Source organism: Leclercia sp. AS011 (assembly GCF_037152535.1).
Lineage (GTDB): Bacteria > Pseudomonadota > Gammaproteobacteria > Enterobacterales > Enterobacteriaceae > Enterobacter.
This window is the reverse complement of the sequence record NZ_JBBCMA010000001.1, coordinates 1,489,345-1,510,211: the sequence shown is the minus strand read 5'-3', so window position 1 is coordinate 1,510,211 and position 20,867 is coordinate 1,489,345. Positions and strand designations below refer to the sequence as shown.

Below are 20,867 nucleotides of genomic sequence, written 5' to 3'. Positions count from 1 at the left end.
CTTTTTGAGGGGGATACTATGTCAGAACGCAAAGAAAAAAGGGACGCACTTTTTCCCGCCATCACGCGCAGAGGACTGCTCAAGGCGAGCTCAGCCCTGGTGACGCTGCCCTTTGTGATGTCCGGCAAGGCGCTTGCCGCGAAAACCGCTGCCGGTACGGCACCCGAGACGGCTGACGCCGCTGAACGCGTCGTCCAGACCTGTAGCACCTTTGACTGCGGCGGCAAATGCGATATTCGCGCGCACGTCGCGGACGGCGTGGTGACACAAATTACCACGCGTCCGGATAGCGCGCTTGATCCACAGATGCCGGTGATGCGCGCCTGCGTGCGCGGCCGCAGCTACCGCAAGTTTGTCTATCATCCGGATCGGCTGAAATATCCGCTGAAGCGCGTCGGCAAACGGGGTGAGGGGAAGTTTGAACGCATCTCCTGGGAAGAGGCCACCACGCTTATCGCCGATAACCTGCAACGCATCACCGCCAAATACGGCCCCGAGTGCCGCTTTGTGCACAACAATACCGCCACCAGCGGGGGCACCTTCTCCGGCGATAAAATGATGCGTCGGCTGCTCAACCTCACCGGGGGCTATCTGGAGTACTACCACTCGGTGAGTATGGGCAACACCGCCGTCGCCACCCCTTATACCTACGGCACCGCCGCCAGCGGTAACTCGCTGGATACCCTGGCGGACACCAGGCTGGTGATCCTCTGGGGGCACAACCCGACCGAAACCATCTTCGGCCATACCAACCACTATTTTCAGCAGATGAAACAGAACGGCACCCGCTTTATCGTCGTCGACCCGCGCTACTCCGATACCGTGGCGTCGCTGGCCGATGAGTGGATCCCGCTGCTACCTGCCACCGACAACGCTCTGATGGACGCGATGATGTACGTCATCGTCAGCGAAAATCTGCACGATAAAGCCTTTATCGATCGCTATACCCTGGGCTTTGATGAGGCCTCCATGCCGGAAGGCGTGCCCGCCAACGAGTCGCTGATGGCGTACCTGATGGGGGACAAAGACGGCCAGGTTAAAACCCCCGAGTGGGCGGAGAAGATCACCCGCGTCCCGGCGCAGACCATTCGCCAGCTGGCACGTGACTACGCCAACACCAAACCGGCGGCCCTGATTCAGGGCTGGGGCCCGCAGCGCCACAACTGTGGCGAGCGTACCGCCCGTGGGTCAACGCTGCTGGCGACCATTACCGGCAACGTCGGGATCAAGGGCGGCTGGGCGGCGGGCTACGGTGGCAGCAGCAACCGTAAATTTGCCGCAGGCCCGGAGATGCCGGACAACCCGATGAAAGCGTCGATCTCGATCATGAACTGGGTGCAGGCCGCCGACGATGCCAGCCAGGTCACGCCGGAGCAGGGGCTGAAAGGGGCAGATAAGCTCAACAGCAATATCCGGATCCTCTTCTCGCTGGCGGGAAACTACCTGGCGAACCAGAACCCGGATCTGCATCAGGCGGTGAAGGTCCTGGAAGATGAGTCGAAGATCGAGTTTATCGTCGCCAGCGACCTCTTCATGACGCCGAGCGCCCGCTATGCGGACCTGCTGTTGCCGGAAACCAGCTTTATGGAACGCTGGAACATCGGGGAAACCTGGGGCACGGCAAGCTACCTGATCCTGTCAGAAAAGCTGATCGAGCCGGAGTTTGAGCGGCGCTCAGACTATGACTGGCAGCGTGAAGTGGCCGCCAGACTGGGGATTGAAACAGCCTTCAGCCAGGGGCGCAGCGAGCAGGAGTGGATTGAACATATCTGGGAGCAGACCCGCCTTTCGATGCCGGATGAGCACCTGCCGACCTTCGCCGAGCTGCGGGAAAAACGTCAGCACCTCTTCAGGAGCAAGCCGCACGTGGCGTTTGAAGACAACATCCGCGATCCGCAGAATCATCCCTTCCCGACGCCGTCAGGCAAAATTGAGATCTTCTCGAAGCGTCTGTACGACATGAACAACCCGGAGATCCCGGCGCTGTCGCATTACGTTCCGGCGCACGAAGGCCCGGAAGATGCCCTTGCGAAGCAGTTCCCGCTCCAGCTGATCACCTGGAAAGGGAAAAACCGCGCCAACTCCACCCAGTATGCCAACCCCTGGCTGCAGGAAGTGCAGGTGCAAAAACTGTGGATCAACCCGGCGGATGCCCGACAGCGGGGGATCCGTCAGGGGGACAGCGTGCGCATTCACAACCAGCGCGGGGTCTGTCAGGTTCCGGCGGAAGTTACCCAACGCATTATGCCTGGCGTTGTAGCCATGCAGGCCGGGGCCTGGTGGCAGCCGGATGCCGACGGCGTCGACCACGGCGGATGCGCCAACGTCCTGAGTTCCGCCCGTATTACTCCGCTTGCGAAAGGCAATTCTCATCAAACCATGCTTGTGGAGGTCGCAAAGTATGAGTCAGCAGTATAAGGAATACCCACCGGTCAGCGATAAGCAGCTTGGCTTCTTCATTGACTCGTCCCGTTGCTCCGGGTGCAAAGCCTGCCAGGTGGCCTGCAAAGACAAGCACAACCTCGAAGTGGGGCGTCGTTTCCGCCGCGTCTACGAGGTAAAAGGCGGCGGGTTTATCCCGACCGGGCAGGGCGGCTATGCCAATAACGTTTATGCCTTCACTCTGTCGATCTCCTGCAACCACTGCGCGGATCCGATTTGCACCAAAAACTGCCCGACTACGGCGATGCATAAGCGTCCGGGGGATGGCATTGTCCGCGTCGATACCAACAAATGCGTCGGCTGCGGCTACTGCGCCTGGTCGTGTCCTTACGGTGCGCCGCAGATGAATGAGGAGGCCGGGCAGATGTCAAAATGCGACTTCTGTGTGGATTTGCAGGCCAAAGGCGAACAGCCGATCTGCGTGGCTACCTGTCCGCTGGGGGCGATCCAGTTCGGGCCGATCGAAGAGCTGCGCGCGAAGTACGGCAACCTTTGCGATGTGCAGGGCCTGCCGGATTCGTCCATCACGCACCCTAACCTGGTGATTAAAGCGCATCAGGGCGCAGAAAAAGAGGAACAGCCGCATGCATGAGTTACCGCTTCTGATCTTTACCCTGCTGGTGCAGGGCTCGGTGGGCATGACCCTGTTTCTGACCCTGTCCGCCCGGGCGGGAGCGCGCGTGCCGGAGGTCAAACCTCAGCTGCTGCCAGGCATGCTGATCGCCTGCGTAGCCGGGGGGCTGGGGCTGATGGTTTCCACCCTGCACCTTGGCTATCCGCTGAACGCGTTTAATGCCCTGCGCCACGTCGCCAGCTCATGGCTGAGCCGGGAGATTGTCTTTGCCAGTCTCTATCTGGCGGCGCTGGGGCTGTGCACCCTGGTGATGCTGGTCAAAAAGCAGCTGATCCCGCTGCTACTGCCGGTTGCCACAGTGCTGGGGCTGATTGATGTCTGGTGCATGAGTGCGATCTACGCCCACACGTCGGTCATCACCTGGAGCCATTTCAACACCTGGCTGATGTTTTACGGGGCGGTTGGGGTGCTGGGCGCGGTGGCGCTGGCATGGCTGCCGATGCTGAAAGCCCGGTCCGTCGCCCGGGAGCGGCAGACAGTGATGCGTTTCGCGGCGGCGCTGGTGGTGGCGATTGTCACCATCCGCCTGCTGGCGCAGCCGGGCTATGTGGCATATCTGGCGAGCGCCAGCCTGAGCGGCGTTGTCACGTTCCCGCACCAGCCCATGGAGATGTTTGCCCAGCTCAGCGGTTTGCGGCTGTTCAGCTGGATCTTATCCGTGCTCGGCGCGCTGCTGTTTGCGGTAAGCGCATGGCGGCAGGGCAAGCTCGGGCTGATGGTCGGCAGTCTGCTGCTGGTGCTGGCTGAAGTGCTGTTCCGCTTTATGTTCTTCTGCATTAACTGATGGCGCTGTTTCGCCTCACGCACCCCCCCGCGCCGCCCGGCGTGGGGGAGTCCTGCCTGCATAATCAGCTTTCCCGTCACGACTGCGAGGCCTGCGTGGCGGTGTGCCCGGTGCAGGCCATTACCGCCACTGCCACCACCCCGACCCTTAACGCGCTGGATTGCCTGCGCTGTGGCCGCTGCCTGTTCGTCTGTCCGACGGATGCGCTGCAAAATATTCGCCCTGAAACCCGCCACTATACGGCATCAACGCTGGTGGCCCCCTTTTCCACGCTGGAGCCCTGCGTGGATGAATTACTGATGTGGCATCAGCAGCACGGGATCCGGGCGGTGGAGATGGAGATGGAGGCCTTTCCCGGCTGGGTGCGCGCCGTTGCGGCACTCAATATCCGGCTCCGGGAGCTGAATGCCCCGGTCTGGCAGATCCTCCCGCCGCAACAAAAAGCAATCAACGCCGGGCGGCGACACTTTATTAAGGCCAGCGAAACGGACGTGCAGTCTGCCACCGTGAACATCGGGCGTCGGGCCCGTCGTCAGGCATTATCTGCAATTAGCGAATATCAGCTGTTGCTGGATCGGGCGCAGTGTACGGTGTGCGGGGCCTGCACCAGAGTTTGTGGAGAGAAGGCATTGAGCCTGAGCGAGGGGGCGCTGACGTTTTCGTCCTCATCCTGTACCGGCTGTAACAGCTGCGCGGTGGTCTGTCCCGTGGACGCCATTCGCATTGAGGAGCGGGTAGGAGAAAACATGACGCTGCGCTTTCCATGGCATCAAAAAACCTGCCGCTGCTGCCAGCGTGCATTTTATACCTTTAACGCGGAAACGGATCGCTGCGCGATTTGTCAGCGGCATCAGTACGGTATGCGGGAAGCATAAATAACGCGTGTGAGTCGTTTTGATTTGCGAAAGAGTAAAAAAAGGAATAACTGAGGACTTGCTGAAATGGTGCGTCCGAGTGGACTCGAACCACCGACCCCCACCATGTCAAGGTGGTGCTCTAACCAACTGAGCTACGGACGCACTGTAGAGAATGGTGCGTTCAATTGGACTCGAACCAACGACCCCCACCATGTCAAGGTGGTGCTCTAACCAACTGAGCTATGAACGCATTGTTGTGTGTGACAACGGGGACGAATATTAGCGGCAGTGCGGGCATCAGGCAAGAGGAAAACTGCAAATTTCTTCACGAATTCACGCGATTGCTTCATTCCCGCGCAAAATGCGGAGAAAGTAGCCGCCCGCGGGCGGCTACTGCGCAATTAGCGTGCAGCGCGTTGCAAAATCACGCTTGATGGCTGGCGTTGCAGGAAACGCATGCGCAGCATCATCATGATCGCGGCGGAGGTTAAGCCGATAATAAAGCCCATCCAGAAACCGGCGGGGCCCATCCGATCCACCACCAGGTCGGTGAGGGCCAGAATATAGCCGCTCGGTAGCCCCAGCACCCAGTAGGCGATAAAAGTGATAAAGAAGATCGAGCGGGTATCTTTGTAGCCACGCAGCACGCCGCTGCCGATCACCTGAATGGAGTCGGAGATCTGATACACCGCCGCCAGCAGCATCAGCTGGGAGGCGAGGATCACCACTTCCGGGTTGTCGTTATAGAGCAGGGCGATCTGCTCCCGCAGCGTGACGGTGAACAGCGCGGTGCAGACCGCCATGCATACCCCAACGCCAATCCCGGTGCGGGCGGCGGTTTGCGCATCCAGGGTAGAACCCTGGCCGAGGCGATAGCCGACGCGAATGGTCACGGAGGCGGCCAGCGACAGCGGCAGCACGAACATCAGCGAGCTGAAGTTAAGGGCGATCTGGTGACCGGCCACGTCGACAATCCCCAGCGGGGAGACCAGCAGCGCCACCACCGCGAACAGCGTCACTTCAAAGAACAGTGCCAGGGCAATAGGCAGGCCCAGCTGCACCAGACGTTTTACCACCGCCATGTCCGGCTTGCTGAAACCGGCTTCGTTGCGAATATCGCGCATGGAACGCGCGCGCTTAACGTACGACAGCATGCTAAAGAACATCACCCAGTACACCGCCGCCGTCGCCACGCCGCAGCCGACGCCGCCCAGTTCCGGCATGCCGAAATGGCCATAAATAAAGACGTAGTTCACCGGAATATTCACTAACAGCCCGATAAACCCCATCACCATGCCCGGTTTGGTCTTCGCCAGGCCTTCGCACTGGTTTCGTGCCACCTGGAAGAATAAATATCCTGGCGTCCCCCAGAGCAGGGCGCGTAAATAACCCACGGCCTTATCGGCCAGGGCCGGATCGATATTGCGCATGGCATGAATAATATAGCCCGCGTTCCACAGGACGATCATGATCAGCACCGAGACGAAACCGGCCAGCCAGAACCCCTGGCGGATCTGATGGGCAATACGCTCCCGACGCCCGGAGCCGTTGAGCTGCGCAATGGTCGGGGTTAACGCCAGCAGCAGGCCGTGACCAAATAAAATCGCCGGCAGCCAGATAGAGGTGCCGATGGCGACCGCGGCCATGTCGGTGGCGCTGTAGCCGCCCGCCATCACGGTATCGACGAATCCCATCGAGGTTTGGGCAATTTGCGCGAGTATTACCGGGATCGCCAGAGCTAATAACTGACGCGCTTCAATCAAGTACTTCTGCACGTGAACACCTTTGATATTGTTGTTATTTGAAAGAGAAAAAGCCGCTGCGAAAAAGCAGCAAAAAGAAGATGCGGGGAATTCCAGCTATTGTAGCGGGGATAAGCTAATTATCTAGTGAAAAAATCGCCAGAAAAGGTGGGGTACTGGCAACCTCTATTTTCAACTGTTATTGTGGTGCGATAAAACGGTGTCTTCACCGAAGGAACAAACAGGAGTCGTAAGCATGTTTACTGGTATTGTGCAGGGCACCGCGAAACTGGTGTCTATTGATGAAAAACCCAACTTCCGCACCCACGTCGTCGCCCTGCCGGATGAGATGCTCGATGGGCTGGAGACCGGGGCATCGGTTGCGCACAACGGGTGCTGCCTGACGGTCACCGAAATCAACGGGAACCTGATCAGTTTCGATTTAATGAAGGAAACGCTGCGTATCACTAACCTGGGCGATCTGGCTGAAGGGGATATTGTGAACGTGGAACGCGCGGCGAAATTCAGCGATGAAATCGGCGGACATTTAATGTCGGGCCATATTATGACTACCGCTGAAATTTCTAAAATCCTGACCTCGGAAAATAACCGCCAGATCTGGTTTAAAGTTCAGGATCCGTCGTTAATGAAATACATCCTTTATAAAGGATTTATTGGCGTGGACGGCATCAGCCTGACGGTGGGCGAAGTGACCCCAACCCGTTTCTGTGTACACCTGATCCCGGAGACGTTGCAGCGCACCACCCTTGGCAATAAAAAGCTGGGCCATCGGGTCAATATTGAAATCGATCCGCAAACTCAGGCGGTGGTCGATACCGTGGAGCGGGTGCTGGCGGCTAAAGAGGCGGCCGCCATCCAACAGACGCTCAACGACGCGTAATAAAAAAACACCCCGGCTTGCCGGGGTGTTTTGTTTAGCGCGCCACCCGCAGGCCGTGCTCCACGCCGCGGCTAAACACCACCTGCCACAGATGAATATCCCGGGCGCGAAACGCCCCGGCACAGGCATTCAGGTAATAGCTGAACATCCGTTTAAATCGTTCGGAATAGTTGTCTGCGATCTCCGGCCAGGCGGCGAGGAAACGTTCATGCCATGCCATCAGGGTGGTATCGTAATCAGCGCCGAAGTTATGCCAGTCTTCCATGACAAAATGGGGTTCACTGGCATTGGCGATCTGGCGTACTGAAGGTAAACAGCCATTCGGAAAGATGTATTTATCGATCCAGGGGTCGACGCGATGATCGGTTTTTTGAGAGCCGATGGTGTGCAGCAGAAACAGACCATCCGGTTTCAGGTTACGATCCACCACCTCAAAATAGGTGCGGTAGTTCTTCGGCCCGACGTGTTCGAACATCCCCACAGAGACGATGCGATCGAACTGGTCGCGCAGATCGCGATAATCCTGCAACAGAATAGTGACATCCAGATCGGCACAGCGCGCCTGGGCCAGGCGTTGCTGCTCCGCTGAGATGGTCACGCCCACCACGCTGACGCCATAATGATGCGCCATAAAATGCGCCAGCCCGCCCCAGCCGCAGCCGATATCGAGCACCCGCATGCCGGGTTTCAGCTGCAGTTTTTCACAGATCAGACGGAGTTTATCCTGCTGCGCCTGTTCGAGGGTGGTTGCCTCTTTCCAGTAACCGCAGGAGTACTGCATGGTGGGGTCGAGCATGCGGCTGAAGAGATCGTTACCAAGATCGTAATGCTCTTTGCCGACGATCCAGGCGCGCTTTTTACTTTGCAGGTTGAACAGGCGGGCGGTGGCGATCCGTAGCGTATCCTTCAGGTGGCTGGGCAACTGCTTTTCCAGCCCCGCCCGCAGGACGTTATTGAAAAAGATATCCAGCCGCTCGCACTCCCACCAGCCGTCCATATAGCTCTCGCCAAGACCCAGCGAGCCCTGCTGCAGGACGCGTTTAAAAAAATCGGGGTGTTTAATTTGTAAATCGGAGGAGGCCGGGCCGTTGATGGTAATACCCGCGCGGCTCAGCAATTCATTAACGATCCGGAACCAGTCATCATTCCGGATGCTGACTTCTTCTATACACGATGAACTCATAGCTTCTCCATCACCTGATGTGATCAGAATCCATAAATAGCGTAGACGCTCTTTATGTAGAGTGAGAAATTTCACGGTGTAACCCGTGAGGCTAATATCCGACGTAGAACAGAGGAAGGGAGAGGACCCTTGCCGAAAGGCCATCCATGGTAAAACGGGAGCACTCCGGCTCCCGTTAACACTTAATATTTTTAGTATTTATCAGAACGCTCAAGTCAGTATAGGACTGATATCCTGGTGATTCAACAGGATATTGTTAGCAAGCTAATCAATAATTCCGTCAGGCCCGGGATGATTCGGCGTGCAGACGCTCATCCTGCTGGCCCGCGGGGACGTACTGCATCCGATAGCCCAGCGCCGCCAGCACCACGGTCGCTACCATCACGCTGGTGGTGGTCAGCAGCGGAGTGGCAATCAGCCAGGACACCAGCAGGCTCGCCAGGAAGCAGAGACCCAGCTGCAACGTGTTCTGCAGGGCGGCGGCGCTGCCGGTTGCCTGCGGGAAGGGACGCAGCGCTTGCGCCACGACAATGGGGTAGATCGCGCCGTTCGCCACCGCCATCAGGCAGAAGGGGATCAGCAGCGCGGCCAGGCCCACACCCGTGATAAACCCGACCGCCCAGGTGGCAATCACGCTGACGGCAAACAGGCCCAGCAGCCACGGCAGCATCTGGTGACCCTGCCATTTCTGCAGCGCGGCGCGGCAGCCATAGCCACCGATGAGGAAGGCGATGGTCTGCGGCACGTAGCTCAGGCCAATCGCCGCCGGGCTGTAGCCCATGTCGCTCAGAATAAACGGCGAACCGGTCAGCCAGGCGAAGAAGCTCGCGGAGCAGGCGGCATAAATCAGCACGTTGCCGCGGTAGGTGCGCGAACGCAGCAGCGATACAAAAGTCACGCGTTGTTCAGACTGGCCTTTTTTAGCCGCCGCCGGTTTGAGGCTAAAGGCCGGGATCATCAGCACCAGAGTAATCGCAAACAGTACCGCAAAAATCGCCTGCCAGCTGAAGTGGGCGAGGATCCAGCTGCCCAGCAGCGGGGCCAACGCCGGAGAGAGCCCGACCAGCGGCATGATGGTGGCAAAAATACGGTTCGTGCGTGAGGCCGGATAGTAATCGGTCACCAGCGCCTGCCAGGTTACCGCCGCGGCGCAAACCCCCACCGCCTGAATAAAGCGCAGCACCAGCAGCCAGGTGGCATCGCGAACCCACAGCATGCCGAGGCAGCCAAGAGCAAAAATGGCTAAACCGGCCAGCAGCACCGGCTTACGGCCAAAGCGGTCGGACATCGGGCCCCACAGCAGCTGGGCAAAGGCAAAACCCGCCAGGAACAGGCTCAGGCTGGCGCTGATGGCCGCCGCCGGGGTTTGCAGATCCTCCTGCATGATCGAAAAAGCAGGCAGGTACATATCGGTGGCGAGGAAGCCCAGCACGCTTAAGCCGCCGAGCCAGACTAAAAATCCTTTCCCGGGTGTCATTGTTCTATTCTCCGTTTGGGCGCAGGTAGGGGTAGCCGGTGAGTGTAGGGAGTGCAAACCCGCTTGTGAAACGCTAATATTTGGCGGTTGCATTCAAAAAATTTGCAGGCAGAAAATGTGGTCAGAATATTCTCTTGAAGTGGTGGATGCCGTGGCGCGTAACGGCAGCTTCAGCGGGGCAGCCCAGGAGCTGCATCGCGTTCCCTCCGCCATCAGCTACACCGTGCGTCAGCTGGAGGAGTGGCTGGCGGTGCCGCTGTTTGAGCGGCGTCATCGCGACGTGGAGTTGACCCCCGCCGGGGCGTGGTTCCTTAAAGAGGGACGGTCTGTTATCAAAAAAATGCAGATCACCCGCGAGCAGTGCCAGCAGATCGCCAACGGCTGGCGCAGCCATATCTCCATCGCGGTGGATAATATCGTCCGCCCCGAGCGCACCCGGCAGATGATTGTCGATTTTTACCGCCACTTTTCCGACGTCGAACTGCGGGTGTCCCAGGAGGTCTTTAACGGCGTCTGGGACGCGCTGGCGGACGGCAGGGTGGAGATGGCGATCGGTGCCACCCAGGCGATCCCGGTCGGGGGACGCTATGCGTTTCGCGATATGGGGACGCTGAGCTGGAGCTGCGTGGTCGCCAACCATCACCCGCTGGCCGCCATGGAAGGGCCGCTTAGCGATGATACCCTGCGCAACTGGCCCTCGCTGGTGCGCGAAGATACCTCCCGCTCGCTGCCCAAACGCATCACCTGGCTGCTGGACAACCAGCGGCGGATCGTGACCCCGGACTGGGAATCCTCAGCCACCTGCCTCTCGGCCGGACTGTGCGTGGGAATGGTGCCGGTGCACTTTGCCCGTCCGTGGATCGACAGCGGCAAATGGGTGGCGCTGTCGCTGGAAAACCCTTTCCCGGATGCGGCGTGCTGCCTGACCTGGCAACAAAACGATATGTCACCGGCTCTGGCCTGGCTGCTGGATTATCTTGGCGACAGTGAAACGATGAACAGGGAGTGGCTGCGGGAGCCAGAGGGGCTGACTCCCGGAGAGGATTAACGGCGGTAGTCGCGGAACGGACCATCCGCAACGGAGCGGCGTTCAATCAGGCGTGGATGGACCTCAATGGACTGAGACTCCTCGCGCTTATTGACGATACGGTCCAGCAGCATGTTGAAGGCGGTCTCCCCCAGCGAATCTTTCGGCTGGTGGATGGTGGTCAGCGCCGGGGTAAAGAAGCGGGCGTTGCGCACGTTATCATACCCGATCAGCGACACGTCCTGCGGAACGCGCAGGCCCATCTCGTCGGCGGCACAGAGTGCACCCATCGCCATAATATCCCCGCCGCAGAAGATGGCGGTCGGGCGCGGGCTCTGGGAGAGGATCTGCTGCATCGCGCGGTAGCCGGACTCCGGCTCAAAGTCGCCCTGCACGATCCAGTTTTCCGGCACCGTGATTAATGCTTCTTCCATCGCCTTCATAAAGCCTGCAAGGCGTCCGGCGCCGGTGTTGCGCTCCAGCGCTCCCGGGATCACGCCGATTTCACGGTGGCCGCGTTCGATCAGATAGCGACCGGCCATATAGCCGCCTTCAAAGGCGTTATCGATCACCGAGTCGGTAAAGTCCGCTTTGGCTTCGCCCCAGTCCATCACCACCATTGGAATATTGCGATACTCTTCCAGCATCGTCAGCAGGGGTTCCGGGTATTCGGAACACATCACCAGCAGACCGTCGACGCGCTTTTGCGCCATCATCGACAGATAGGCCCGCTGTTTTTCGAGGCTGTTCCAGGCGTTGCCGAGGATCAGGGTGTAGCCCTTCTGGAAGCAGTTCTTCTCTACCGCTTCAATAATTTCCGCAAAATAGGGCGCTTCGCTGCTGGTCGCCAGCAGGCCGATAGATTTGGTGTGATTAACCTTCAGACTGCGGGCCACGGCGCTGGGAGAGTAGTGCAGCTCTTTTATGGCCGCCCAGACGTTGTTGCGGGTCTCTTCCGCCACAAAGCGGGTTTTGTTAATAACATGTGATACGGTTGTAGTGGAAACGTTTGCGCGTTTCGCCACGTCTTTAATTGTTGCCATCAGATGTCACTCCAGACCATATCTAAGCTCCTGAAAAACCAAAAGGTAAACGTTTGCCTTCACTCGCCCTAATTGCGCAATTTGAATTGCGGTACGCCGGGAAAACGACACAGGACGTCAGGAGGGGGTCAATGGCCGGTACGCTAATAAATTTAGCGTGGAATTTTGTCTTATCTTGGGCAAAAGGGGAAGAGCAAAAACCGATATCAATCTAAATCCAGCAAGATTTTTACCCTGAACTGTGTAAAAATGAGCAAGCTCACTCTTCGTAGGGTGATTAAAAGGAGAAAAATTGATGAGTACCGATCTTAAGTTTTCGTTGATTACCACTATTATTGTTCTGAGCCTGATTGTTGCCAGCGGTCTGACTGCGGCACTGCACTGATTGATGCGGGAGAGGTCAGCTCTCCCTCGTTCCTTCCGCTGATTGTTACGCACCCTGCAAAAATCTTTTGCTAAATTGTTAACTTCTCATTTTTTGCGATTGATGTCATGCTTTCGCCTTCATTGTTCTGTGTCGCCTCACGACACGGTGTCTGGAGTTGAAGTATGAGAATCAATTTTCCGCTGCTGGCCCTGGCCATTGGTGCCTTTGGTATCGGCACGACCGAATTTTCCCCGATGGGCCTGTTGCCGGTTATCGCCCGGGGCGTGGATGTCTCTATTCCCGCTGCAGGGATGCTGATCAGCGCCTACGCCATCGGCGTGATGGTGGGTGCGCCGCTGATGACCCTGCTGCTGTCCCATCGCGGACGCCGCAATGCGCTGATCTTCCTGATGGCGATCTTTACCGTCGGTAATGTCCTCTCGGCGCTGTCGCCGGATTACACCACCCTGATGCTGTCGCGTATCCTGACCAGCCTGAACCACGGCGCCTTCTTTGGCCTCGGGTCGGTAGTGGCGGCCAGCGTGGTGCCGAAGCACAAGCAGGCCAGCGCCGTCGCCACCATGTTTATGGGCCTGACCATCGCCAATATCGGCGGCGTGCCGGCTGCAACCTGGATGGGCGAAGTAATTGGCTGGCGAATGTCCTTCCTGGCCACCGCACTGTTGGGCGTGGTGTCGATGATTGCGCTGTTCTTCTCCCTGCCGGCTGGTGGGGCGGGTGAAAAGCCGGAGGTACGCAAAGAGCTGGCGGTGCTGCTGCGTCCGCAGGTGCTCTCTGCCCTGTTGACCACGGTTCTCGGCGCTGGCGCGATGTTCACCCTCTATACCTACATTGCCCCGGTGTTACATGATATCAACCAGGCGACACCGGCCTTTATCACCGCCATGCTGGTGCTGATTGGCGTCGGTTTTTCCATCGGCAACTATCTGGGCGGCAAGCTGGCGGACAAATCCGTGAGCGGCACCCTGAAAGGCTTTTTACTGCTGCTGATCGTCATTATGCTGGCTATTCCGTGGCTGGCGCGTAATGAAGTGGGGGCGGCCGTGGCGATGGTGGTGTGGGGCATGGCGACCTTCGCGGTAGTTCCGCCGTTGCAGATGCGCGTGATGCGCGTGGCCAGCGATGCGCCGGGGTTATCGTCGTCGGTGAATATCGGTGCCTTTAACCTGGGGAATGCGCTGGGGGCGGCGGCCGGTGGGGCAGTGATTTCCAGCGGGATGGGTTACAGCTTTGTACCGGTGATGGGCGCCATTATCGCGGCGCTGGGGCTTATTCTGGTCTTTGCCTCCGGGCGAAAACAGCCTGCGCCGGTTTGCGCCACCGAATAAAAATAACGCCGAAGGAAATTCCTTCGGCGTTTTCATTATGCGGCGAAGTTCTTCGCCACAAATTCCCAGTTTACCAGCGCCCAGAAGTGCTCAAGGTAATTCGGGCGCGCATTACGGTAATCGATGTAATACGCATGTTCCCAGACGTCGACGGTCAGCAGTGGGATCGCGCGGGTGGTTAACGGCGTTCCCGCATTAGAGGTAGAAACGATAGCCAGTGTGCCGTCCGCCTCTTTTACCAGCCAGGTCCAGCCAGCGCCAAAGTTCTTCACTGCGGCATCGGTAAACTTCGCTTTAAACTCCGCAAAGCTGCCGAACGCGGCAGTGATGGCCGCAGCCAGCTCACCCGTCGGTTCGCCGCCTGCATTCGGGGCCAGGCAGTGCCAGTAGAAGGTGTGGTTCCACACCTGAGCGGCATTGTTAAACACGCCGCCTTCAGATGTGCGCACGATCTCTTCGAGGGATTTCCCTTCGAAGGCGGTGCCGGCGATCAGGTTGTTCAGGTTGGTAACATAGGTCTGGTGGTGTTTGCCGTAGTGGTACTCCAGGGTCTCCGCCGAGATGTGCGGGGCCAGGGCGTCTTTTGCATACGGTAATGCAGGTAATTCAAACGACATTGCTTCTCTCCTTATTATAGTGATCCATTCAATAGCCCTACTGAATGAAGGGATAGAGTAGCAAATTGAAAGGGTATGCAAAAGAGGAACTTACCCCGCCAGCGTACCGGCGGGGCAGGGGATTAACGGAGGGTGTTGGCCTTCATGACGCGACGCGCGCCGACGTAATGGCGCTGCCAGTAGTCTTCGCTCAGGGAGGTGATCTGAATGTCCTGGCCCGAACGCGGGGACTGAATGAATTTGCCGTTGCCGACGTAGACGCCAACGTGATCGGCGGTGCCACGACCCTGCGTGCGGAAGAACACCAGGTCGCCGCTCTCCAGCTCACCGCGATCGACCGGGGAGGCGTCACGCAGGTGATACATTTCGTTAGCGGTGCGTGGAATGCGGAATTTAACCAGATCTTTATAAGCGTAATAAACCAGGCCGCTGCAGTCGAAGCCGGTACGCGGAGAAGTACCGCCCCAGCGATAAGGCTTTCCAATCTGACCCATCAGCTTATTCATTGCCGTTTTTTGCGCTTTCTGCATCCGCACTTTATGCGCTTCGGCAAGCGTCGTGGTTTTGCTGGTTTTTACGCACTGCGCTTTACGCCCTTTACGGGTGGTGCATTTTTCTGTCACAACGCGGGAGGCGGTTTGCGTGGTACGGCTGGCGCTGCGGGAAGTGGTGCGGCTTTTCTTGCTGGAATGGGTTGTCTGTGTTTTTGCGAGGCTTTTTTTGGTGCTGCTCTTTTTACTGGTGCTCTCTTTTTTGGTGGTTTTGCTGGTACTGCTTTTTTTCTTAGGTTCGGTTGCTTTCGCCAGATGCGTTTTATGCGCGGCAGAAGGCCGCGCCTGCTCTGAGGCGTTAGCCACCGGCGTGAAGGTGAGAGACGTAAACAGCAAAGCACAGAGCGTGATCGAGAATGTATTTATTCGCGCCACTGGGCAATCCTCTGGTAATAGCGGGTTATAAACAAACCTGCGTATGATTTACAAAACCCGTCGATTCTAATCTATAAAAAGGCCCGACGTTAATAAACTTTTTGCATCTAAAACTACGTTTCGTTAGCGAGTGCAAAAATATCACTTTTTCACAGGGGCATTCTGTACATTAGCTGAACAAAACCGCAGCTAATCTGGCGATAAGTTAGGTTCTGAATGCATCTTTAAGGCACGCGCGGTAAAATCATATAAGTGACAAAAATGTTATTTTCCGTTGTCGGTCTGAAACGCTACAATGTCAGACGATTGCCGTAACAGAAGTTAAAGGAAGCAAAACATGAGCACTACTATTATTGAAAAAATTCAGCAGCAGATTGCTGAAAACCCGATCCTGCTGTACATGAAAGGTTCTCCGAAACTGCCAAGCTGTGGTTTCTCCGCTCAGGCGGTCCAGGCGCTTTCTGCCTGTGGCGAACGTTTTGCTTACGTTGATATTCTGCAGAACCCGGATATCCGCGCTGAGCTGCCAAAATACGCGAACTGGCCGACCTTCCCGCAGCTGTGGGTTGACGGCGAACTGGTTGGCGGCTGCGACATCCTGATTGAGATGTATCAGCGTGGCGAACTGCAACAGCTGATCAAAGAGACGGCTGCAAAATACAAATCTGAAGAGCCAGGCGCCGAGTGATCCACCGGGCCCGGTAAATAAAAAAGCGACCCTGTGGTCGCTTTTTTTATGCGTTGTCGTCAGCTTCCGGTAGCGGCCAGCCGCCGAGGCGTTTCCAGCGGTTAACGATTTCACAAAATAGTTCCGTGGTGCGCTCGGTATCGTACAAGGCAGAGTGCGCCTGGGTGCCGTCAAACTCAATGCCGGCGGTGATGCAGGCTTTCGACAACACGGTTTGCCCCAGCGCCAGCCCGCTTAATGCGGCGGTATCGAAGGTGACAAACGGGTGGAACGGGTTACGCTTCAGTGACGCACGCTCGGCGGCGGCCATCATAAAGCTGTGATCGAAGGTCGCGTTATGCGCCACCATAATGGCGCGATTACAGTTCTGATCTTTCATGCCTTTGCGCACCATTTTAAAAATGGCATGCAGCGCGTCATATTCACTGACCGCCCCGCGCAGAGGGTTATGCGGATCAATGCCGTTAAACGCCAGCGCCTCCGGCTGCAGGTTCGCCCCTTCAAAAGGTTCGACGTGGAAATGCAGCGTGGAGTCCGGCAGCAAATCGCCCTGTTCATCCATTTTCAACGTGATGGCGGCAATTTCCAGCAGCGCATCGGTTTTGGCGTTAAATCCAGCGGTTTCGACATCAATGACTACAGGATAAAAACCACGAAAACGGTCGCACAGACCGGTAAGTTGAGCGTTATCGGACATCTGGATCTCTTACAAGGGGTAAAAAGCAGTGGGCATTATGGCAAATTTTGCAATGAGATGCAGTAAAACAACGGGCGCATGGCGCGCCCGCAGGGATCAGTTACCCAGACCGCAACCGGCGTCTTTGGCTTCGATCAGTTCGATTTTATAACCGTCCGGATCTTCGACAAAAGCGATCACCGTGGTGCCGCCTTTAACCGGACCGGCTTCACGGGTTACGTTGCCGCCGTTGCTGCGGATACGCTCGCAGGCTTCTGCCGCGTTATCCACTTCCAGCGCGATATGGCCGTAGGCGGTGCCCAGCTCGTAGCTCTCAACACCCCAGTTATAGGTCAGTTCGATAACGGCTTCGTCGCTCTCCGGACCATAACCCACAAACGCCAGGGAGTATTTATATTCCGGGTTTTCGCTGGTGCGCAGCAGGGTCATGCCCAGCACGTTGGTGTAGAACTCGATGGAACGTTGCAGATCGCCAACGCGCAGCATGGTGTGAAGTAGGCGCATATTATCCTCTTAGCTTTTTATCATCTTGAACAGAAACGATGTTTTAGTATAGCGGCGAATCATCGCCGCTATCAATGAAGGGATTATAAAGAAGGGTAGTCGGTATAACCTTCCGCGCCGCCGCCGTAGAAGCTCTCCGGACGCTGCGGGTTCAGCTCGGCTTTGCGCTGCAGACGCGCCACCAGATCCGGGTTGGCGATGTAGGCACGACCGAAGGCCACGGCATCAATCAGCCCTTTGTTAATCAGGTCTTCCGCTTTTTCTGGCGTATAGGCACCGGCCCCGATGATCACGCCCGGGAAGCGGTCGCGCACTTTCTGGCGGAACGCGTCGGTGTAGGGCTCGCCGCCGGCCCAGTCTGGCTCGGACATGTGCAGATAGGCGATGCCGCGTTTGGCCAGCTCTTCAATCAGGTACAGCGCGTCGGCTTCTTCGTTCGGGCCGTTGTCGACGTTCTGGAAAGAACCGATTGGCGAGACGCGGATCCCGATGCGATCGGCGCTCCACTCTTTGGATACGGCATCAATCACTTCCAGCACCAGACGGGCGCGGTTCTCTACGCTGCCGCCGTACTGGTCGGTACGCTGGTTAGAAGACGGGGAGAGGAACTGGTGCAGCAGATAGCCGTGGGCACCGTGCAGCTCGACCAGGTCGAAACCGGCTTCACGGGCGTTAGCGACTGCCTGGCGGAAGTCGTTGACGATGCCTGGGATCTCGTCCAATTCCAGCGCGCGCGGGGTAGTGGTATCGACGCGGATCGCGTGACCGTTTTCATCACGCAGAGAGGTGCGGGTGCCCGCGTTGAGGGCAGAGGCAGAGACCGGAGCTTCGCCGCCAGGCTGGATGCTGCTGTGAGAGATACGGCCGGTGTGCCACAGCTGGACCGCGATGCGGCCGTCTTCAGCATGCACGCCGTCAGTAATTTTCTTCCACGCGGCGATCTGCTCCGGGCTGTGCAGGCCAGGTGCGCCTGCATAGCCTTTGGCCTGGGCAGAGATCTGGGTCGCTTCGGAGATGATAAGGCCCGAGCTGACGCGCTGGCGGTAGTATTCGCCCATCAGCGGGGTTGGGATATCGCCCGGCTCAATGCTGCGCAGACGAGTAAGAGGTGCCATAAAGACACGGTTAGGTGCAACGATCGCGCCCACTTTAAGCGGGGTGAACAATTTTTCGGCTGACATAGTGGCTCCTGAGTAGACCGGTCGTCTAGTAAATCATGAAATAAAAACGCCTGTTAAACGCCAGGCGTGGCAATGATGTTCTTAACATGGTCCAGCGCGCTCTCCAGCGGTAGCGCGCTGCGGGACATTTTGGCCTGCAGGTTGGCACCCAGCCACAGGGAGTAGAGCACCTGCGCCTGGGTAAGCGGCTCGCCGACGAAGGTCAGTGACTTCTCTTCACGACCTTTCGCCAGCGCCTGCGCCAGCAGGGTGATCACACCCGTGGCCCCTTTATCCATCGCGGTGCGCATATCTTCAGAGAGATCGCACACCTCGGCAGACAGTTTCACCGTCAGACAGCCGCTGATAATGCCCTGGGCACAAAACTGGGCCAGCGTCTCCTGATAATAAGCCAGAACACGATCGCGACAGTTGCCGTTACCGCTGGCGAAGTGCGCGGCCAGTCGCTGATGGTAACCCGCATAGTGGCGCTCCAGCAGAGCTACGCCAAACGCCTCTTTAGAGCGGAAGTAGTGATAGAACGACCCCTTCGGCACATCGGCGGTTTTCAGCAGCTCGCTCAGCCCCATCCCGGTAAACCCGCGGTGCATGCAGAGCCGCTCGCCGGTCGCCAGAAGATGTTCGCGTGTATCGTGTTCAGTATGCTTATTCATCTCGTCAATGTAATAGACCAATCGGTCTAATGCAAGCCTTATGTACGACGGCAGTGGGTGAGCAGATCCATTTGCGGCTGATAGACCGACGTCTGGATGTTCATCATCCCAAGGACGGTGGAGAACAAATTGTCCTGGGAGACGGGCTCTTTCGCCGCCTGGTCACGCAGGCACTGCTCGTTAATGCCAAAGTTTTGCTGGTAGTCCTTTGAGAGCCAGAACATAAACGGAATATGCGTCTGCTGCTCAGGGGCCAACAGGTACGGCGTGCCGTGCAGGTACAGGCCGTTTTCCCCCAGCGACTCCCCGTGATCCGAGAGGTAGACCAGCGCGGTGTTCATCGTCGCCTGGCGCGCTTTCAGGGCATCAATGGTGCGACTCACCACGCTGTCGGTATACAGAATGGTATTGTCATAGGTATTCATCAGCGCCTGATGGTCGCAGTCCTGAATCTGATTGGTGTCGCAGGTTGGGGTAAAGCGACGGTACTGCTCAGGGTAACGTTGATAGTAGGCCGGACCGTGGCTGCCCATTAGGTGGATCACCAGAACCGTATCCTGTTTCAGCCCATCCAGGGTGTCATTCAGGCGATACAGATCCGCATCATCAATGCAGGATTTGTCCTTACAGAACTGATCCAGTTTCCACTGGGTCATGTCGGTGTGGGGGATGCGATCGCAGGCGCCTTTACACCCGCCGTCGTTATCCCGCCACAGCATATTGATCCCGGCGTGGCCCAGCACATCCATTAACCCTTCCTGGTGATGCGCCAGATCGGCATCGTATTTTTTGCGCGGCATCCCGGAGAACATGCACGGCACGGAGACGGCGGTTTCGGTGCCGCAGGAGGAGGCCTGCGGGAAGTTGATTACATTCTGTTTTGCCAGCTCGGGGTTGGTTTCGCGATTGTAGCCGTTGAGCGAGTAGTTTTCCGCCCGGGAGGCTTCCCCAATGACCAGGACCAGTACGGTCTTTTTCTGCTGCGCCACCAGCACCGGCCCTTTACGGGCATCTTCACCGAGACGAATTAAGGTCTGATCCCCCGCGAACCAGCGCGCTTTGCTGTATTTGGCGATGGCGCTGACGTAGTTCGCCGGAGTTACCATCTTGACGATGCCTTTGTTGTTGCGGAACAGCGAGGCGTAGTCCTTATAAAAGACCGCTGCCACCAGAACAATCACCACTGTGCTGGCGAGAATCGCCATGAGGCGCATCAACAGCGTCTGCCACCACTTGCCCGGGCGAATGCGGATCATCGCCAGCACCACGGACGGCACCAGCCCGGCGACAACCAGCCACATCACCAGCTGCGGGGTAAGCAGCGCCGTCGCCTCCTGGGAGTTGGTCTCGAAGACGTTGACCATCATGTTCTGGTCAATCACCGCCCCATAGGTAAACATAAACCAGGTCGCCGCCGCGCAGCCAAGGGTAAGCAGCACCAGCAGCGGTTTGCGGATCAGCGGGATATTGAGGATGCTGAAAACGATCACCCAGCCGCAGAACAGCACCAGCGGCACCGTGAGGGCAAAAATAAAGTCGTGCAGCCGGGCGGGCGAGATCACCTGCCAGCTGCGATGAATAAACAGGGCATTTAACAGCGTAAATAAGAGCGCACAGCCCAGCGTAAATTTCGTATCGTTACACTGTAACTTTTTAAGGGTCAGCATCATCGTTCAACCAGATTGTATTGATGAGGCGAGTATAGGGAGCGAAGATTAGTGAAACCTTAATGCCACAATTCTGTGATTCCCGTCTTGCATTACCGGCGCTTAAGGTCTTCACTTGACGGTAATCG

20 protein-coding genes and 2 tRNA genes are annotated in these 20,867 nt (G+C 57.5%); 9 read left to right on the top strand and 13 right to left on the bottom strand.

Annotated elements, in window-relative coordinates; genetic code table 11:
* Positions 1 to 18: 18 nt before the first annotated feature.
* Genes WFO70_RS07055 through WFO70_RS07040 form a run of 4 tightly spaced genes read left to right on the top strand, consistent with a single transcriptional unit; the run spans position 19 to position 4,735 of the window.
* Positions 19 to 2,418 carry a DMSO/selenate family reductase complex A subunit gene (locus tag WFO70_RS07055; RefSeq protein WP_337015382.1) on the top strand — a complete coding sequence of 800 codons (2,400 nt, stop codon included), beginning with the start codon at positions 19 to 21 and terminating at the stop codon, positions 2,416 to 2,418.
* On the top strand, positions 2,402 to 3,034 hold the full coding sequence (locus WFO70_RS07050; protein ID WP_337015380.1) for a DMSO/selenate family reductase complex B subunit: 633 nt from the start codon (positions 2,402 to 2,404) through the stop codon (positions 3,032 to 3,034). The genes WFO70_RS07055 and WFO70_RS07050 overlap by 17 nt, the downstream gene beginning before the upstream one ends.
* Positions 3,027 to 3,860: a dimethyl sulfoxide reductase anchor subunit family protein gene (locus WFO70_RS07045; protein ID WP_337015378.1), complete on the top strand. Its 834-nt coding sequence runs from the start codon at positions 3,027 to 3,029 to the stop codon at positions 3,858 to 3,860. Before WFO70_RS07050 ends, WFO70_RS07045 begins: the two co-directional genes overlap by 8 nt.
* Complete coding sequence (locus WFO70_RS07040; protein WP_337015377.1) at positions 3,860 to 4,735, top strand: 4Fe-4S binding protein; 876 nt, start codon at positions 3,860 to 3,862, stop codon at positions 4,733 to 4,735. The genes WFO70_RS07045 and WFO70_RS07040 overlap by 1 nt, the downstream gene beginning before the upstream one ends.
* A 67-nt stretch (positions 4,736 to 4,802) precedes the next feature.
* Here WFO70_RS07040 and WFO70_RS07035 read toward each other — a convergent pair.
* The 3 genes from WFO70_RS07035 to mdtK form a co-directional block, all read right to left on the bottom strand.
* Positions 4,803 to 4,879, bottom strand: a tRNA-Val gene (locus tag WFO70_RS07035).
* Between the two features lie 11 nt (positions 4,880 to 4,890).
* Positions 4,891 to 4,967, bottom strand: a tRNA-Val gene (locus tag WFO70_RS07030).
* A 151-nt stretch (positions 4,968 to 5,118) separates the two neighbouring features.
* Complete coding sequence (gene mdtK, locus WFO70_RS07025) at positions 5,119 to 6,492, bottom strand: MdtK family multidrug efflux MATE transporter (RefSeq protein ID WP_337015375.1); 1,374 nt, start codon at positions 6,490 to 6,492, stop codon at positions 5,119 to 5,121.
* A 223-nt stretch (positions 6,493 to 6,715) separates the two neighbouring features.
* Here mdtK and WFO70_RS07020 point away from each other — a divergent pair, with 223 nt between their 5' ends.
* On the top strand, positions 6,716 to 7,360 hold the full coding sequence (locus WFO70_RS07020; RefSeq protein WP_142489221.1) for a riboflavin synthase subunit alpha: 645 nt from the start codon (positions 6,716 to 6,718) through the stop codon (positions 7,358 to 7,360).
* 34 nt (positions 7,361 to 7,394) lie between these two features.
* Here WFO70_RS07020 and cfa read toward each other — a convergent pair whose 3' ends face one another.
* Together cfa and punC are read right to left on the bottom strand one after the other, a co-directional pair.
* Positions 7,395 to 8,543, bottom strand: a complete 1,149-nt coding sequence (gene cfa / locus WFO70_RS07015; RefSeq protein ID WP_337015372.1) for a cyclopropane fatty acyl phospholipid synthase — start codon at positions 8,541 to 8,543, stop codon at positions 7,395 to 7,397.
* 280 nt (positions 8,544 to 8,823) lie between these two features.
* Complete coding sequence (punC, locus tag WFO70_RS07010; RefSeq protein WP_337015371.1) at positions 8,824 to 10,020, bottom strand: purine nucleoside transporter PunC; 1,197 nt, start codon at positions 10,018 to 10,020, stop codon at positions 8,824 to 8,826.
* A 115-nt stretch (positions 10,021 to 10,135) separates the two neighbouring features.
* Between punC and punR the strand changes: the two genes are divergently transcribed.
* Entirely contained in the window at positions 10,136 to 11,068 is a 933-nt protein-coding gene (gene punR, locus WFO70_RS07005; protein ID WP_337015370.1) for a DNA-binding transcriptional activator PunR, read from the top strand.
* On the opposite strand, the gene purR is transcribed toward punR, so the two are convergent.
* Complete coding sequence (gene purR / locus WFO70_RS07000) at positions 11,065 to 12,090, bottom strand: HTH-type transcriptional repressor PurR (RefSeq protein WP_333849909.1); 1,026 nt, start codon at positions 12,088 to 12,090, stop codon at positions 11,065 to 11,067. The genes punR and purR overlap by 4 nt on opposite strands.
* A 295-nt stretch (positions 12,091 to 12,385) precedes the next feature.
* On the opposite strand from purR, the gene cydH reads away from it, so the two are divergent.
* Together cydH and WFO70_RS06990 are read left to right on the top strand one after the other, a co-directional pair.
* Positions 12,386 to 12,475: a cytochrome bd-I oxidase subunit CydH gene (gene cydH, locus WFO70_RS06995; RefSeq protein ID WP_106993692.1), complete on the top strand. Its 90-nt coding sequence runs from the start codon at positions 12,386 to 12,388 to the stop codon at positions 12,473 to 12,475.
* A gap of 164 nt (positions 12,476 to 12,639) precedes the next feature.
* Positions 12,640 to 13,806 (top strand): MFS transporter, encoded by a 1,167-nt coding sequence (locus WFO70_RS06990; protein ID WP_337015368.1) that lies wholly within the window; start codon positions 12,640 to 12,642, stop codon positions 13,804 to 13,806.
* 35 nt (positions 13,807 to 13,841) lie between these two features.
* Here the strand turns inward: WFO70_RS06990 and sodB are convergent, their stop codons facing one another.
* Complete coding sequence (gene sodB, locus WFO70_RS06985; protein WP_337015367.1) at positions 13,842 to 14,423, bottom strand: superoxide dismutase [Fe]; 582 nt, start codon at positions 14,421 to 14,423, stop codon at positions 13,842 to 13,844.
* Positions 14,424 to 14,545: 122 nt separating this feature from the next.
* The gene (locus WFO70_RS06980) at positions 14,546 to 15,349 is read right to left on the bottom strand and encodes a C40 family peptidase (RefSeq protein WP_337015366.1); all 804 of its coding nucleotides are present in this window, start codon (positions 15,347 to 15,349) and stop codon (positions 14,546 to 14,548) included.
* 337 nt (positions 15,350 to 15,686) lie between these two features.
* Here WFO70_RS06980 and grxD point away from each other — a divergent pair, with 337 nt between their 5' ends.
* Positions 15,687 to 16,037, top strand: coding sequence for a monothiol glutaredoxin 4 (gene grxD, locus WFO70_RS06975; protein ID WP_337015364.1), 351 nt, complete (start codon positions 15,687 to 15,689; stop codon positions 16,035 to 16,037).
* A gap of 46 nt (positions 16,038 to 16,083) precedes the next feature.
* Here grxD and rnt read toward each other — a convergent pair whose 3' ends face one another.
* From rnt to eptA, 5 genes are all read right to left on the bottom strand, one after another.
* Positions 16,084 to 16,734: a ribonuclease T gene (gene rnt, locus WFO70_RS06970; protein WP_337015362.1), complete on the bottom strand. Its 651-nt coding sequence runs from the start codon at positions 16,732 to 16,734 to the stop codon at positions 16,084 to 16,086.
* 96 nt (positions 16,735 to 16,830) lie between these two features.
* Entirely contained in the window at positions 16,831 to 17,238 is a 408-nt protein-coding gene (gene gloA / locus WFO70_RS06965) for a lactoylglutathione lyase (protein WP_337015361.1), read from the bottom strand.
* An 83-nt stretch (positions 17,239 to 17,321) separates the two neighbouring features.
* Entirely contained in the window at positions 17,322 to 18,419 is a 1,098-nt protein-coding gene (locus WFO70_RS06960) for an alkene reductase (protein WP_337015360.1), read from the bottom strand.
* A gap of 53 nt (positions 18,420 to 18,472) precedes the next feature.
* The gene (locus WFO70_RS06955) at positions 18,473 to 19,072 is read right to left on the bottom strand and encodes a TetR/AcrR family transcriptional regulator (protein WP_337015358.1); all 600 of its coding nucleotides are present in this window, start codon (positions 19,070 to 19,072) and stop codon (positions 18,473 to 18,475) included.
* A gap of 38 nt (positions 19,073 to 19,110) precedes the next feature.
* Positions 19,111 to 20,739: a phosphoethanolamine transferase EptA gene (eptA, locus tag WFO70_RS06950; RefSeq protein WP_337016635.1), complete on the bottom strand. Its 1,629-nt coding sequence runs from the start codon at positions 20,737 to 20,739 to the stop codon at positions 19,111 to 19,113.
* Positions 20,740 to 20,867: the final 128 nt, after the last annotated feature.

Excerpts from the sequence above, each read along its gene's own strand:
- WFO70_RS07055 (WP_337015382.1), top strand. The coding sequence starts at position 19 with ATGTCAGAACGCAAAGAAAAAAGGGACGCACTTTTTCCCGCCATCACG.
- WFO70_RS07050 (WP_337015380.1), top strand. The coding sequence starts at position 2,402 with ATGAGTCAGCAGTATAAGGAATACCCACCGGTCAGCGATAAGCAGCTT.
- WFO70_RS07045 (WP_337015378.1), top strand. The coding sequence starts at position 3,027 with ATGCATGAGTTACCGCTTCTGATCTTTACCCTGCTGGTGCAGGGCTCG.
- WFO70_RS07040 (WP_337015377.1), top strand. The coding sequence starts at position 3,860 with ATGGCGCTGTTTCGCCTCACGCACCCCCCCGCGCCGCCCGGCGTGGGG.
- WFO70_RS07020 (WP_142489221.1), top strand. The coding sequence starts at position 6,716 with ATGTTTACTGGTATTGTGCAGGGCACCGCGAAACTGGTGTCTATTGAT.
- cfa (WP_337015372.1), bottom strand. The coding sequence starts at position 8,543 with ATGAGTTCATCGTGTATAGAAGAAGTCAGCATCCGGAATGATGACTGG.
- punC (WP_337015371.1), bottom strand. The coding sequence starts at position 10,020 with ATGACACCCGGGAAAGGATTTTTAGTCTGGCTCGGCGGCTTAAGCGTG.
- punR (WP_337015370.1), top strand. The coding sequence starts at position 10,136 with ATGTGGTCAGAATATTCTCTTGAAGTGGTGGATGCCGTGGCGCGTAAC.
- purR (WP_333849909.1), bottom strand. The coding sequence starts at position 12,090 with ATGGCAACAATTAAAGACGTGGCGAAACGCGCAAACGTTTCCACTACA.
- cydH (WP_106993692.1), top strand. The coding sequence starts at position 12,386 with ATGAGTACCGATCTTAAGTTTTCGTTGATTACCACTATTATTGTTCTG.
- WFO70_RS06990 (WP_337015368.1), top strand. The coding sequence starts at position 12,640 with ATGAGAATCAATTTTCCGCTGCTGGCCCTGGCCATTGGTGCCTTTGGT.
- sodB (WP_337015367.1), bottom strand. The coding sequence starts at position 14,423 with ATGTCGTTTGAATTACCTGCATTACCGTATGCAAAAGACGCCCTGGCC.
- grxD (WP_337015364.1), top strand. The coding sequence starts at position 15,687 with ATGAGCACTACTATTATTGAAAAAATTCAGCAGCAGATTGCTGAAAAC.
- rnt (WP_337015362.1), bottom strand. The coding sequence starts at position 16,734 with ATGTCCGATAACGCTCAACTTACCGGTCTGTGCGACCGTTTTCGTGGT.
- gloA (WP_337015361.1), bottom strand. The coding sequence starts at position 17,238 with ATGCGCCTACTTCACACCATGCTGCGCGTTGGCGATCTGCAACGTTCC.
- WFO70_RS06960 (WP_337015360.1), bottom strand. The coding sequence starts at position 18,419 with ATGTCAGCCGAAAAATTGTTCACCCCGCTTAAAGTGGGCGCGATCGTT.
- WFO70_RS06955 (WP_337015358.1), bottom strand. The coding sequence starts at position 19,072 with ATGAATAAGCATACTGAACACGATACACGCGAACATCTTCTGGCGACC.
- eptA (WP_337016635.1), bottom strand. The coding sequence starts at position 20,739 with ATGCTGACCCTTAAAAAGTTACAGTGTAACGATACGAAATTTACGCTG.